The organism is Vibrio sp. Vb0598 (assembly GCF_033338935.1).
Taxonomy (GTDB): domain Bacteria; phylum Pseudomonadota; class Gammaproteobacteria; order Enterobacterales; family Vibrionaceae; genus Vibrio; species Vibrio alginolyticus.
The window spans coordinates 115,651-129,266 of the sequence record NZ_JAWOTP010000011.1 but is presented as its reverse complement, the minus strand read 5'-3'; the positions used below and the strand labels follow the sequence as shown (position 1 = coordinate 129,266).

The window sequence follows — 13,616 nt, the reverse complement described above, 5'->3', positions numbered from 1 at the left end:
ATTTCAAGCCTTGAAATAAATCCATAATATCTCCATATCTATAACCAGTTTGAAGAATTAACAGGCTTGGCAGGGTTGCCGAGTTTTCAAAAACTTTAATTATTAAATATTTGAGAGGACACATCATGTCTGTAATCAAGATGACTGACCTGGATCTTGCAGGTAAACGTGTATTTATCCGTGCTGACCTAAACGTGCCAGTAAAAGACGGTAAAGTAACTTCGGATGCACGTATCATCGCATCTCTTCCAACTATTAAGCACTGCCTAGAAGCAGGCGCTAAAGTAATGGTTACGTCTCACCTAGGTCGCCCAACTGAAGGTGAATACGCTGAAGAGTTCTCTCTACAACCAGTTGTTAACTACCTAAACGACGCACTAGATTGCGAAGTGAAGCTAGCAAAAGACTACCTAGATGGCCTAGAGCTAAATGCGGGTGAACTTGTTGTTCTTGAAAACGTTCGCTTCAACAAAGGCGAAAAGAAAAACGACGAAGAGCTATCTAAGAAATACGCAGCACTATGTGACGTATTCGTAATGGACGCATTCGGTACGGCTCACCGTGCTCAAGCATCTACTCACGGCGTTGGTATGCACGCAGACGTAGCATGTGCTGGTCCTCTACTAGCGAACGAACTAGAAGCGCTAGGCAAAGCAATGGACAAGCCAGCTCGTCCAATGGTTGCTATCGTAGGTGGTTCAAAAGTTTCTACTAAGCTAACGGTTCTTGAGTCTCTATCTAAAATCGCTGACCAACTCGTTGTTGGTGGTGGTATTGCTAACACATTCATCGCAGCTGCTGGCCACAACGTTGGTAAGTCTCTATACGAAGCAGACCTAGTTGAAACAGCTAAGAAGCTAATGGACGAGTGTGCAATTCCAGTAGCAACTGACGTTGCATGTGCGAAAGCATTCGACGAGAACGCAGAAGCTGAAATTAAGCACGTTTCTGAAGTACAAGACGACGACATGATCTTCGACCTTGGTCCAGATTCAACAGCTGAACTAGCTGAAATCCTTAAAAACGCTAAGACTATCCTATGGAATGGTCCAGTAGGCGTATTCGAATTCAAGAACTTCGAAGCAGGTACTAAAGGTATCTCTGAAGCTATCGCAGCTTCTGAAGGCTTCTCTGTTGCAGGCGGTGGTGACACGCTAGCAGCTATCGACAAGTTCGGTATCAAAGCGGATGTATCTTACATCTCTACTGGCGGTGGCGCTTTCCTTGAGTTCGTAGAAGGTAAAGTTCTTCCAGCAGTAGAAATGCTAGAAGCACGCGCTAAGTAATTAAAGCAAAGCGGGGGAGTGATTCTCCCGCTTTCTTGTTTGCTGCAACGTGTGAGGAACTCTGCTAGAATAGCCTCAGTTGTGAGCAAACGTTTGCAAGATTTTCAACTTAACAAGTTTTGTTTAAAAACGACAGATAAATAGGATTACATCCATGTCTAAGATCTTCGACTTCGTAAAACCAGGTGTTATCTCTGGCGATGACGTTCAGAAAGTATTTGAAGTTGCAAAAGAAAACAGCTTTGCACTTCCAGCAGTAAACTGTGTGGGTACTGACTCTGTAAACGCAGTACTTGAAGCAGCTGCAAAAGTTAAAGCTCCAGTTATCGTTCAGTTCTCTAACGGTGGCGCTGCTTTCTTTGCTGGTAAAGGTCTAAAACTTGAAGGTCAAGAAGCTCAAATCCTAGGTGCTGTTGCTGGTGCGAAATACGTTCACGCTGTAGCTGAAGCTTACGGTGTTCCAGTAATCCTACACACTGACCACGCAGCTAAGAAACTACTTCCTTGGATCGACGGTCTACTAGACGCTGGTGAAGAGTACTTCGCGCAAACTGGTAAGCCACTATTCTCTTCTCACATGATCGACCTTTCTGAAGAGTCTCTAGAAGAGAACATCGAAATTTCTGCTAAGTACCTAGAGCGCATGGCTAAAATGAACATGACTCTAGAAATCGAACTAGGTTGTACTGGTGGTGAAGAAGACGGCGTTGACAACTCTGATATGGATGCGTCTGAGCTATACACTTCTCCAGAAGACGTTGCATACGCATACGAGAAACTAAGCGCAATCAGCCACCGTTTCACTATCGCAGCATCTTTCGGTAACGTACACGGCGTATACAAGCCAGGTAACGTTGTACTAACTCCAACTATCCTACGTGATTCTCAAGCGCACGTTTCTGAGAAATTCGGTCTTCCAGCGAACTCTCTAAACTTCGTATTCCACGGCGGTTCAGGTTCTTCTCTAGAAGAAATTCGTGAATCTATCGGCTACGGTGTAATCAAAATGAACATCGATACTGATACACAGTGGGCTACTTGGGATGGTATCCGTAAGTTCGAAGCTGAAAACCACGATTACCTACAAGGCCAGATCGGTAACCCAACTGGTGAAGATGCACCAAACAAGAAGTACTACGATCCACGCGTATGGCTACGTGCAGGCCAAGCTTCAATGGTTACTCGTCTAGAGCAAGCATTTGCTGACCTTAACGCAGTTGACGTACTATAATCGTTACTGATTAAGTTACTTAAAAACCCGCTCTTTGAGCGGGTTTTTTTATGTCTATCATTTTCTTCCCCTCTGCTTTCTCCCGATATTTTTATGCGTTAGGTTGTATTTGCTAGTGAGATATCTCACCTTTAACGTTTTTTTTAAAGAAAACATGGGAATATCAGTCTTAAGAGTGGCGAAATCAGAGTGCATTGCGTAACCTGTAACAAGTCAGTGTCAGAAAGCTCTGATAAAGTCTTGTTTTGCATATCTTTGCGAAACTCTGACTTTGAAAAAAGTCAGAGTTGGGATATTGTGCCAAAAATCTGACACTGTTCAGTGGAGCAATAGGGATGTTGTTTTAGAAAAGAGCCTTTAAAAAACAAGGTTCATAAATTAACGGCAATTGGATTTATATCTCTTTATTTTTGAGGATAAGAATTATGGCAGGTGAATCGGTGGGTATCGATACCACTTTAACGGATGGTCTAACTCAGGCTGAAACTTGGCTGACAAACAATTCAGATCTACTGGTTCAGTACGGTGTGAACATTATCTCTGCGGTGCTTATTCTGTTTATCGGTAATCTTATCGTTAAGGCAGTCGCTGGTAGTGTTTCTAAAGTACTAGAAAAGAAAAACATGGATAAGGCCGTCGTTGAATTTATTCACGGTCTTGTTCGTTACTTGCTATTTGTAATCGTGCTAATCGCGGCTCTTGGTCGATTAGGAGTTCAAACCGCTTCTGTTGTTGCTGTGATTGGTGCGGCAGGTCTTGCTGTTGGTCTTGCACTACAAGGTTCACTATCAAACTTTGCAGCAGGCGTACTTATTGTTGCGTTCCGTCCATTCAAATCAGGCGACTACGTAGAAATCGGTGGTGTAGCGGGTAGTGTTGAAGCAATTCAAATCTTCCAAACCGTTCTAAAAACACCAGACAACAAAATGGTTGTTGTGCCTAACTCTTCAGTTATCGGCGGTGCCATTACTAACTACTCTCGCCATGCGACACGACGTGTCGACCTAGTGATTGGTGTTTCATACAAAGCAGACCTTAAACTAACGAAGAAAGTGATTCGTGAGACGCTAGAGAAAGATCCACGTATCTTGAAAGACCCAGATATCACAATTGGTGTACTTACGTTAGCAGACTCTTCAGTTAACTTTGTGGTTCGTCCATGGGTGAAAACTGCAGATTACTGGGGCGTATACTTTGATGCAATGCAAGGTATTAAAGAAGCATTGGATGAAAATGGTATCGAGATTCCATTCCCACAAATGGATGTTCACCTGAACAAAGTCGACGCTTAATCAAAAGCAGTCGATATTCAAAAGCGAGGCCAATAGGCCTCGCTTTTTTATATTTCGTAAAGGGTGTGATGACCAGCAAGTAAGAGGCGTTTTAGATGTTTACCTGCAAATCCAAATGTGAACTCAGGTAAGCCAGGCGTATAGAGCAACTCTTGATGTTGATAGAGATTGGTATCAACAATGATAGTGATGTATTCCGGTAAGCCTATTGGGCAAACCGCGCCGGGTACGCAACCTAACACTTCGACCATTTCATCATCATTACAAATAGAGGGACGTTTACCTGTAATCGCTTTAATCTGCTTGGCATCGAGGCGCGAGTCCTTATCTGTCAGATAAACCGCGTAACCTTGTCCTTTGAGTGTTAAAAAGAGGCTTTTGGTATGCGTACCCGTCCAACCAAGCTCTCTCGCAATGCGTATATCTGTCTCAAAGTCTAAGATGGCTTCGTGCTGCCATTCCCGAAAAGGAATAGAGAGCGCGTTGAATCGCTCTCTATTGTTGTTATAAATATGTTTTAGTGACTCCATGTCTTTGCTGCCTTACTACCTGGTGATTACCAATACTTATCAATAAGCTCACTCGCTAAGATATACGCTATTGTGAACATCATCATTGCGATTGCAATGTCGATGGTTTTTTTCACTTTTGGTTGAGAGAGTGTTGGACCTAGTTTGGCTGCTCCTATCGATAAAGTGTAGAACCAAACAAAGGAAGCCATAATCGTACCTAGTGCAAAAGCAATGCGATCATGGCCTTCAAATTGTCCACCGATCGAACCTAGAATAACGACTGTATCTAAATATAAGTGCGGATTAAGCACAGTGACAGCTAACGCACCTAGAATAACCGTTCGACGACCTCGAGCTACGATCTCCCCTTTTGATTCCGATTCACTCTCTGGCTTAAAAGCACTTTTTAGCGAGAGCAGTCCATAGAAGCTCAAGAAAGCAATACCACCAAGTGTCACCGACGTCAGTAAGATTTCATTTTGAGACAGAATTGCACCACCACCAAAGATACCTAGAGAGATGAAAATCATATCTAGCACGCTACAAATAGTGGCGGTTGTTAGGTGGTGGTTACGCTTTATGCCTTGATTCAAAACATACGCATTTTGCGCCCCGATCGGAATGATCATTGATGCTCCTAAACCAAAACCTTGCAATAGAACCCACAAGCTCACACTTCACCTCACTTCAAAATAACAAATACATTTACAGAAAGGGGAAAGATAAAGTGTTTATCTAAATAAGTGTAATTAATGATTTTAATCTTACATTAGATAGACTAATTTAACGGGAGGCGTTTGATCTGGAGTGAGAGGGAAGGTATGCGAGGGTTAGATTACAAATGGATTGAGGCATTAGACGCTATAGTTTATCAGGGTAGCTTTGAGCGTGCTGCTGAGCATTTATTTGTTTCTCAATCCGCCATTTCTCAACGTATCAAGCAGTTAGAGAAGTTTCTCGCGCAGCCTGTTTTAATTCGAAGCCAGCCACCTAAGCCAACGCCAATTGGTAAAAAATTGTTGGGTCTTTATCGGCGAGTACGCTTGCTAGAGCATGAAATTCTCCCCGAACTAAAGAATGATACCAGTACGCGACCTGTGCAACTCTCTTTAGCGACTAATGCAGATAGCCTTGCAACATGGCTACTGCCAGCGCTGCAAAATGTTATGAAGCAGCGTCAAGTTGAACTAAAACTGACTATCTATGGTGAATACCGCTCTATTGAAAAACTCAAAAGTGGCGAAGTGACAGGAGCGATCAGCTTGGAGTCCCAGCCAATCCCCGGATGCAGAGCAGACTATTTAGGTCGCATCGATTATGTTTGTGTCGCGAGCCCAGAGTTCTATCAGCGTTATTTTTCTAAAGGCGTAAATAATCAGACATTGGCAAAAGCACCGGCCGTTTCATATGACCAATATGATGATCTACATAAAACATTTCTTACCGAGCATTTTAACGTCAATCCTGACAGCGTTATTCATCACAACATCAGTAGTTCTGAAGCGTTTCTAAAAGTGGCGTTAGCTGGTGTTGCTTATTGCTTGATCCCCCGCTTGCAAATTACCGACGAATTAGACAGAGGTGTGTTGGTTGATGTGACTCCAGGTTTTTTAATGTCCCATCGGATTTATTGGCACCACTGGCAGTTAGAAACTGGGGTATTACAAGAAATCTCACACGCAATAGTGGGGTATGCGCAGCAGCATCTACCTCAATAAGTTTGTCAGAGCTGCATATCGTTAACTTAGTGTGTTTTGTTTAAAAATTACGCCAATGTTACATAGTCAAAGTTGTGTTAGAAGTCACTATGGGTGCTTGGATAATCGGCGGAAGTTTCTATTATGAAACCACACGCTTTCTCAGCCATGATAGTGATGTTGGAATCTGAGATTAAGTACTTAATTTTGTATGGATGGATTTATTGAATGAAATTGTATTCATTTTTGCTGGCTTCAGCACTCAGCCTTACCAGTGCTTCAGTTTTGGCGAATACGCCAGAGTTTGCTCATGTTACGACAACGGGGTATGGCGAAGTGACGGCCACACCTGATATGGCTACGTTTTCTGTAAAAGTAGTCGATACGACAATGACGGCCGAACAAGCGAAATTGTCCGTAGATAAAACCGTTGAAGAGTTTCTAAAAAGCTTGTCGGATGCCGGCTTGTCAAAAGACAATATTACTAGCTCGAATTTATACCTTGCTCCTCAGTACCATTACCCTAAATCAGGAAAAGCAGAACTTGTTGGGTATCGAGCATCTCGCAGTATTGATGTCACGGTGACGGATCTGAAAAACCTTAACCAATACCTAGATATGGCGTTAGAAGCGGGAATTAATCAGGTTGATAATATTCAACTTAAGGTAAGCAACCAAGTCGAGTATCAGCAAAAGGCACGAATGGCTGCGATTAAGGACGCAAGAGAAAAAGCAGGGTCATTAGCGACTGGTTTTGAGAAAAAGTTGGGCGATGTATGGCAGATCAATTACAGACAGATGCACGTTCAGCCTGTGTTAATGCGTTCAATGGCGATGGATAGTAAAGAAGGAGCGAATAGCTACCAAGATTCAACTATGATCATTCGCGATCAAGTCGATGTCATTTATAAGCTAAAGTAAGGCTTAGCAAACAGTAAAAAGCAAAAGGCAGGGAGTCATAACCCCTGCCTTTGTCGTTTCTGTTTCACTGTTTAGTGAAGGATACGAGCACGGATTGTGCCTTCAATGTTTTTGAGCTTTGTTAGAGCTTCTTCTGCTCGTTCAGTTTCAACGTCGATCACTACGTAGCCTATTTCAGCGGCTGTTTGTAGGTACTGCGCGGCAATGTTAATGCCTTCTTCAGCAAAGATGGTGTTGATCTGAGTTAGGATACCAGGACGGTTCTTGTGGATATGAAGCAGACGAGAGCACTCACCACTGTGTTCTGGCAATGACACTTCAGGGAAGTTTACGCTTGAAAGTGTCGATCCGTTATCAGAGTACTTAGCCAGTTTGCCCGCCACTTCTAAGCCGATATTCTCTTGTGCTTCTTGCGTTGAACCACCAACGTGTGGAGTGAGAATGACGTTATCGAATTTTTGTAAAGGAGACTCGAACGGGTCAGCATTTGTTTTTGGTTCAGTTGGGAATACATCAATTGCAGCGCCGGCAAGGTGACCAGCTTCTAAGCTATGGCAAAGTGCAGGAATATCCACAACGGTGCCACGTGCCGCGTTGATAAAGATGGAACCTGGTTTCATTCGAGCAAATTCAGCTTCACCCATCATGTTTTTCGTTTCCGGTGTTTCGGGAACGTGCAAAGAAATCACATCACATTTGTTCAATAGTTCACTCATGGTATGTACTTGCGTCGCATTACCAAGGGACAGTTTGTTCTCAATATCGTAGTAGTAAACGCGCATACCTAAGTTTTCGGCAATAATACCAAGCTGCGTACCAATGTGACCGTATCCGATAATGCCAAGGCACTTACCACGAGCTTCGTAAGAGTTGTCTGCACTTTTCTTCCAAATACCGCGATGTGCAAGTGCATTCTTTTCAGGAATACCACGCACTAGTAAAAGGATTTGCCCAAGTACAAGCTCTGCCACGCTTCGAGTGTTAGAGAATGGTGCATTAAAGACAGGAATACCGCGTTTTGCTGCTGCATCTAGGTTTACTTGGTTAGTACCAATACAAAAACAGCCAATTGCAACCAGCTTGTTCGCCGCATTGATTACCTCTTCGGATAGGTTCGTACGGGAGCGGATACCAATGAAGTGCACGTCTTTTACCGCTTCAATTAGTTCTTCTTCCGGAAGGGAACCTTTATGGTATTCAATGTTGGTATAACCAGCTGCTTGAAGAACTTCAACTGAAGAAGGGTGGAGTCCCTCTAACAAGAGGATCTTAATCTTTTCTTTTTCCAGTGAAACTTTGGCCATTTTTTCTCGTCCTTAAAATGGAAAGGTGGGCTAATGTGGCGCACATTGGGCAAAACTATTAAAAAGGGGATAATTAACAGTTTTGTAGGAAGAAAAACGTTTCCCTGTGCGTCTTCTGTTCAATAAAGTAACAAAAAAAAATTGCTTTGGGTAAGAAAATTACGGAATAAGAGATAATTTTCTTATAGAAAGGAATAAAAAACGGTGCCTTGCAGCACCGTATGTAATGAAATAACAGAAAAGTGAACCAGATAGGTTCATTTTGGGCTGTTACTTATTCTTCAATTTTTGCACCTTCTGGTGTGCCAGTGATCACTACGTCTGCACCACGATGAGCGAAAAGACCCACAGTCACCACACCAGCGATGCCGTTTATTTTGTCTTCCATTTCTTTCGGGTTGGTAATTTGCATATTGTGCACATCCAGAATCACGTTGCCGTTGTCAGTCACAACGCCTTCACGGTAAGCTGGATCACCACCTAGTTTTACCAATTCACGAGCCACGTAAGAGCGTGCCATTGGGATTACTTCAACAGGCAATGGGAACTGGCCAAGTACGTCAACTGCTTTAGTGCCGTCAACGATACATACGAACTTATCAGAGATTGCTGCGACAATTTTCTCACGAGTCAGAGCCGCGCCGCCGCCTTTGATCATTTCACGTGCTGGGTTGATCTCATCTGCGCCATCAACATACACATCCAGCTTCATTACATCGTTGCACTCGTATACTTCAATACCAAGCTCTTTAAGGCGCTCAGTTGAAGCGACAGAGCTAGACACTGCACCTTTAATATCATCTTTGATAGTGCCTAGTGCATCGATGAAGTGATTCACGGTAGAGCCAGTACCAACACCGACAATGCTGCCTTTCTCAACATATTTTAGTGCTGCCCAACCAGCCGCTTTTTTCATTTCATCTTGAGTCATGCCAATCTCCTGAATAGATGTTCGTTAACGTTTGCGGGCGTGATTATAGCGGCTTACTTGTCACTTTCCCATTGCCATATTTGGCTTGGGGTCACGATCTTAGGTAATGGAATATCCCAGCTTTCAATTGGTAAGCGTTCTACATGTTGGCAGTCATGAGCGATACCGACAGGTTTAGCACCCTCTCCAGTTATAAACCAACGTGACAGAGTACGATCGTAGTACCCTCCGCCCATGCCTAAGCGGTGTCCGATACTGTCGAACCCAACTAAAGGCGTGCAGATTAAATCAAGCTGGCGAACGGGTTTGAGGTGTCTGATATCGAGCTTGGGCTCTAAGATGCCGTACTTGTTGTAGACGAGCTGTTCATCACTTATATACTGAAGAAACAGTAACTGACCTTTAGAAAAGGGATGGATGACGGGCAGATAAACCGATTTTCCCTGTTGCCATAACCATTCAATGAGCGGTTTAGTATCAAGCTCACCGTCTGCAGAAAGGTAGATGGCAATATGTTGCGCCTGATCGATTTCAGGAAGTTGGGAAAATTGAGTAATAAGGTCGATTCCCGCTTGGTATTGTGTATCACTGCACAGAGCGTTGCGCTTTTCACGAATCAGTTTGCGGAAGTCTTGTCGAGAGAGGTCTGACATAGAGAGAATACCCCAGGGTGCCGTTGAGGATTGTGGCCCTTGAACCAGCTGGTTCAAGGCGGATCAGCAATGACAACCGTAGGCTTCTCGGTGCATGCCGAGCTTGCTCAATAGTTACCAAATACTAACCCTTAGGTATTGCTTATCGGCTCAGGGACTTAAATCCTGCTGACGCACACCCCAGGGTAAATTTTGTATTTACTGCTGTCCTTGCGTAACTTTGCTTAGTGCGTTCTCTAAAGACGCGGTGAGCTTTTCCATTCGCTCAGTAATTTCTTGCTGTTGACCATTGGATTCGTATGACTTGGTGTGCAACTCATAGCAAATATTCAATGCAGCAAAGGTCAGCAGTTGGATTTCATTGGTTACCTTAGTACGTTCGCTCATTTCTTTCAATCGGCGATCCAGATCTTTTGCCGCTGCAACAAGAGACTCTTCTTGTCCTGTCGGACAATTCACACGTGTAAGTTTGCCTAATATTTCAACGTCGATCGCTTGATTGCTCATGATGAATAAACTCTATATTCGCGCTATCTAAGGTGTTGCTTCATACAACTACCGAGGAGCAAACTATAGGAAAACCGCTATTAAGATTCAAGCATTTCCCATCACAGAAAGAGAAATGATGACGAGATCACACAGGAATTGGGCAAATTGAACAAATGCTGTCCAAAATTGAATTTGATAGCCGTTTCAGACCACTAACCTTGATGGTAGGATATACCAATACATTATTACGCAAGAATGAGCCAAGTTATGAGTGAAATCACCCTTCCTGAATACCAATCTATTGCTGCTGAACTGCAATCGGCAAGCCTGGCTGTGACACCGGCGGAGTTACATGGCTTATTTGTTGGCATGTTAAGTGGTGGATTGGCGATCAATGATCAAACTTGGCAGCCGATTCTTTTTGACTACACCAATGATGGGATGGGGTGGCCCTCGACAGCACTCACTTTTGCTCAGAGCATATTCAACGTTACTGTTAATGAGCTTACTGGCACATCAATGGAGCTGTCTTTACTATTGCCAGATGAGCCGGGCGAAGAAGGCTTATTCGCATTAGCCGACAGTGTGTCCGACTTTGTAAACCACTTTATTTCTGGGCTAGGTCTAGCAGGCGTTGCGCTTAACAAAGCATCTGATGACGCTAAAGAAGCACTGGCTGATCTAGAAGAGATTGCCAAATTAGGCATTGATGAAGATGACGATCTTGGTGAACAAGCGCAATTGCTAGAGCAAGTGATTGAGCACATCAAAGCTTGCGTACTAACGATTCATGCTGAATTTGGTGTTCGTCCTGAAAGCAGCGACAAAAAACCTACTATTCACTAATCGTAGACCGTCCAGAGGTTAGTATGAAGCAATATGATGTAGTCATTGCTGGTGGTGCCATGGCTGGTGCAACGTTAGCATTGGCGATTGACCATTTGTCTCAGGGAAAGCTCCGCATTGCCGTCGTTGAGCCTTTTAAAGCACAATCAGATATGCACCCTGGTTTTGACTCTCGCTCAATCGCATTGTCTTACGGTACTGTCAATCTGTTGCGTCAACTACAGCTCTGGACGTCAGTAGAACCGTTTGTCACCCCCATTGAACATATCCACGTTTCTGACCGTTCTCATGCTGGGATGACGGAGATTACCAAGCAAGAGGTTGGGGTGGGAGCTCTAGGGTATGTTGTAGAATTAGCCGATGTTGGGCGTGTATATCAAGAATTATTAGACAGCAGCGAATCAATTACGCTGTTTTGTCCTGACTCGGTTACTGATATCGAGCGCGAGCAAAACTGTACCCATGTGACGTTGAAAAGTGGTGAGCAACTTGAAGCAAAACTGTTGGTGGCTGCAGATGGTGCTGTTTCGACCTGTTGTCAGAAAATTGGTCTAGAACTTTCTGAGCAAGATTTTGAACAAGTGGCTGTCATTGCCAATATTGTGACTCAAGAATCTCATCAAGGTAGAGCCTTTGAACGTTTTACTGAAAATGGCCCTGTTGCTTTATTGCCAATGAGTGACAATCGAATGTCCTTAGTTTGGTGTTTGCACCCTGAAGAAGCCCAAGCCGTTCTTGAGTTATCTGATCAAGCATTTCTCCAGCGTTTACAGAACGATTTTGGTTGGCGTTTAGGCGCGATGAAAAAAGTGGGGCGCCGTGCAAGTTACCCATTGCTTCTTCGCCATCGAAAGCAAAATATTTCACATCGCTTTGCGATTGTTGGAAATGCGGCGCAAACGCTGCACCCGATAGCTGGACAAGGCTTTAATCTCGGTATTCGCGATGTAGTCTCACTAGCAGAAGAAATTGTGCAGCAAAGTGAGGATGTGGGTCTTTATCAAGGCCTGATGCGCTTTAGTCAACGTAGAGAAACAGATCGAAGCGAAACTATTTGGCTAACCAGTGCCTTGGTGCATGTTTTTTCAAATGATTTACCCGCGATGCGAATTGGCCGAAATACTGCCTTAGCAGCGATGGATAACCTTTCTATTTTTAAGCAGCCGCTACTACGCCATACACTTGGCTTGGTAAAACGATGAACGGCCGCACTGAATTAGGTAATAAAAAGCAATGATGCAAAGTGTAGATATCGCCATCATCGGCGGAGGGATGGTTGGGTTGGCACTTGCTGCCGCGTTCAAAGACAGTGATCTGCGTGTCGCCGTTATTGAAGGTAAAGTGCCAGATGATTCGTTGAAAGAATTGCCCGATGTTCGTGTGTCTGCGCTGAGCCGCTCTAGTGAGACGATTTTGCGTAAACTTGGTGCTTGGCAGGGCATAGAACAGCGCCGAGCTTCGCCTTACCATGGCATGGAAGTATGGGAACAAGATAGCTTTGCCAGCATTGAATTTAATGCACAAAGTATGGCACAACCTGATTTAGGACATATTGTTGAGAATCGTGTGATTCAACTTGCACTGCTTGAACAAGTCCAAAAGCTCGATAACGTCACGATGTTTATGCCTGCACGTTGCGCGACTCTCGCGGTCGGTGAGCAAGAAAGCTGGCTGACGCTCGATAATGGCCAAGCCATGACCGCTAAATTAGTGGTCGGAGCCGATGGGGCGAATTCGTGGCTTCGCCATCAAATGGATATTCCATTAACGCATTGGGACTATGGTCATCATGCTTTGGTCGCGAATGTCAAAACTGCTATGCCACACAACAGCATTGCGCGCCAGATATTTACTCCTCACGGACCGTTGGCATTTTTGCCAATGTCGCAACCAGATATGTGCTCTATTGTTTGGTCCACGGAGCCAAATCGAGCAGAGCAGTTAGTGGCAATGAGTGAACATGATTTCAATAAAGCGTTGACGAGTGAGTTTGATGCTCGACTTGGTCTATGTGAAGTAGTGGGAGAGCGTGCTGCGTTTCCTTTGAAAATGCGCTATGCGCGAGATTTTGTTGTCGAGCGAGTCGCGCTGGTTGGTGATGCGGCCCATACCATTCACCCATTAGCGGGGCAGGGTGTGAATTTAGGTTTATTAGATGCGGCCAGTCTTGCTCAAGAGGTATTAGCACTTTGGAAGCAGGGTCAAGATATCGGCAGTAAACGCAACCTAAGAAGCTACGAGCGTTGGCGAAAAGCGGAAGCGGCAAAGATGATCGCTACTATGCAAGGGTTTCGAGATTTGTTCTCTGGCGAGAACCCTGCTAAGAAGCTCGTTCGTGGCATTGGTTTAAGTTTAGCGGGGCAACTGCCGGGAGCGAAAGATGAGATCATGAAGCGCGCGCTTGGTTTAAAGGGACACTTGCCGGATCTGGCGCGTCAGTAAGTGCAAAGCAAA

At 44.3% G+C, this 13,616-nt stretch carries 14 protein-coding genes and 1 other RNA gene; 8 read left to right on the top strand and 7 right to left on the bottom strand.

The features are described from left to right. The first annotated feature begins 125 nt into the window (after positions 1-125). From R7Q38_RS13175 to mscS, 3 genes are all read left to right on the top strand, one after another. Positions 126-1,286, top strand: a complete 1,161-nt coding sequence (locus R7Q38_RS13175) for a phosphoglycerate kinase (protein ID WP_005384547.1) — start codon at positions 126-128, stop codon at positions 1,284-1,286. A gap of 154 nt (positions 1,287-1,440) precedes the next feature. Further along, the gene (fbaA, locus tag R7Q38_RS13170; protein WP_005380996.1) at positions 1,441-2,517 is read left to right on the top strand and encodes a class II fructose-bisphosphate aldolase; all 1,077 of its coding nucleotides are present in this window, start codon (positions 1,441-1,443) and stop codon (positions 2,515-2,517) included. A gap of 425 nt (positions 2,518-2,942) precedes the next feature. Then, positions 2,943-3,809, top strand: a complete 867-nt coding sequence (mscS, locus tag R7Q38_RS13165; RefSeq protein ID WP_005384548.1) for a small-conductance mechanosensitive channel MscS — start codon at positions 2,943-2,945, stop codon at positions 3,807-3,809. A gap of 47 nt (positions 3,810-3,856) precedes the next feature. On the opposite strand, the gene R7Q38_RS13160 is transcribed toward mscS, so the two are convergent. Further along, the gene (locus R7Q38_RS13160; RefSeq protein WP_042521288.1) at positions 3,857-4,339 is read right to left on the bottom strand and encodes a YbaK/EbsC family protein; all 483 of its coding nucleotides are present in this window, start codon (positions 4,337-4,339) and stop codon (positions 3,857-3,859) included. A 26-nt stretch (positions 4,340-4,365) separates the two neighbouring features. Beyond that, the gene (locus R7Q38_RS13155) at positions 4,366-4,995 is read right to left on the bottom strand and encodes a LysE/ArgO family amino acid transporter (protein WP_031780897.1); all 630 of its coding nucleotides are present in this window, start codon (positions 4,993-4,995) and stop codon (positions 4,366-4,368) included. Positions 4,996-5,142: 147 nt separating this feature from the next. Between R7Q38_RS13155 and R7Q38_RS13150 the strand changes: the two genes are divergently transcribed. Together R7Q38_RS13150 and R7Q38_RS13145 are read left to right on the top strand one after the other, a co-directional pair. Next, complete coding sequence (locus R7Q38_RS13150) at positions 5,143-6,039, top strand: LysR family transcriptional regulator ArgP (RefSeq protein WP_005380990.1); 897 nt, start codon at positions 5,143-5,145, stop codon at positions 6,037-6,039. Between the two features lie 207 nt (positions 6,040-6,246). Next, complete coding sequence (locus R7Q38_RS13145; protein ID WP_042521284.1) at positions 6,247-6,939, top strand: oxidative stress defense protein; 693 nt, start codon at positions 6,247-6,249, stop codon at positions 6,937-6,939. A 71-nt stretch (positions 6,940-7,010) separates the two neighbouring features. Here the strand turns inward: R7Q38_RS13145 and serA are convergent, their stop codons facing one another. The 5 genes from serA to R7Q38_RS13120 all read right to left on the bottom strand — a co-directional run bounded on the left by serA (position 7,011) and on the right by R7Q38_RS13120 (position 10,334). Further along, on the bottom strand, positions 7,011-8,243 hold the full coding sequence (gene serA / locus R7Q38_RS13140) for a phosphoglycerate dehydrogenase (RefSeq protein WP_017821632.1): 1,233 nt from the start codon (positions 8,241-8,243) through the stop codon (positions 7,011-7,013). Between the two features lie 274 nt (positions 8,244-8,517). Next, the gene (rpiA, locus tag R7Q38_RS13135; RefSeq protein WP_005380982.1) at positions 8,518-9,174 is read right to left on the bottom strand and encodes a ribose-5-phosphate isomerase RpiA; all 657 of its coding nucleotides are present in this window, start codon (positions 9,172-9,174) and stop codon (positions 8,518-8,520) included. Positions 9,175-9,227: 53 nt separating this feature from the next. After that, positions 9,228-9,827, bottom strand: coding sequence for a 5-formyltetrahydrofolate cyclo-ligase (locus tag R7Q38_RS13130; RefSeq protein ID WP_005384552.1), 600 nt, complete (start codon positions 9,825-9,827; stop codon positions 9,228-9,230). Positions 9,828-9,832: 5 nt separating this feature from the next. Then, a non-coding RNA gene (ssrS, locus tag R7Q38_RS13125) (6S RNA) lies at positions 9,833-10,017 on the bottom strand. A gap of 8 nt (positions 10,018-10,025) precedes the next feature. Then, positions 10,026-10,334, bottom strand: a complete 309-nt coding sequence (locus R7Q38_RS13120; RefSeq protein ID WP_005384553.1) for a cell division protein ZapA — start codon at positions 10,332-10,334, stop codon at positions 10,026-10,028. A gap of 249 nt (positions 10,335-10,583) precedes the next feature. On the opposite strand from R7Q38_RS13120, the gene R7Q38_RS13115 reads away from it, so the two are divergent. Genes R7Q38_RS13115 through R7Q38_RS13105 form a run of 3 tightly spaced genes read left to right on the top strand, consistent with a single transcriptional unit; the run spans position 10,584 to position 13,604 of the window. Then, on the top strand, positions 10,584-11,162 hold the full coding sequence (locus R7Q38_RS13115; protein ID WP_005380976.1) for a YecA family protein: 579 nt from the start codon (positions 10,584-10,586) through the stop codon (positions 11,160-11,162). Positions 11,163-11,185: 23 nt separating this feature from the next. Then, positions 11,186-12,364 (top strand): 2-octaprenyl-6-methoxyphenyl hydroxylase, encoded by a 1,179-nt coding sequence (ubiH, locus tag R7Q38_RS13110; protein WP_054575404.1) that lies wholly within the window; start codon positions 11,186-11,188, stop codon positions 12,362-12,364. A 31-nt stretch (positions 12,365-12,395) separates the two neighbouring features. Continuing rightward, a complete protein-coding gene (locus R7Q38_RS13105; RefSeq protein WP_033907445.1) occupies positions 12,396-13,604 on the top strand; it encodes an FAD-dependent 2-octaprenylphenol hydroxylase in 1,209 nt (402 codons plus the stop codon). Positions 13,605-13,616: the final 12 nt, after the last annotated feature.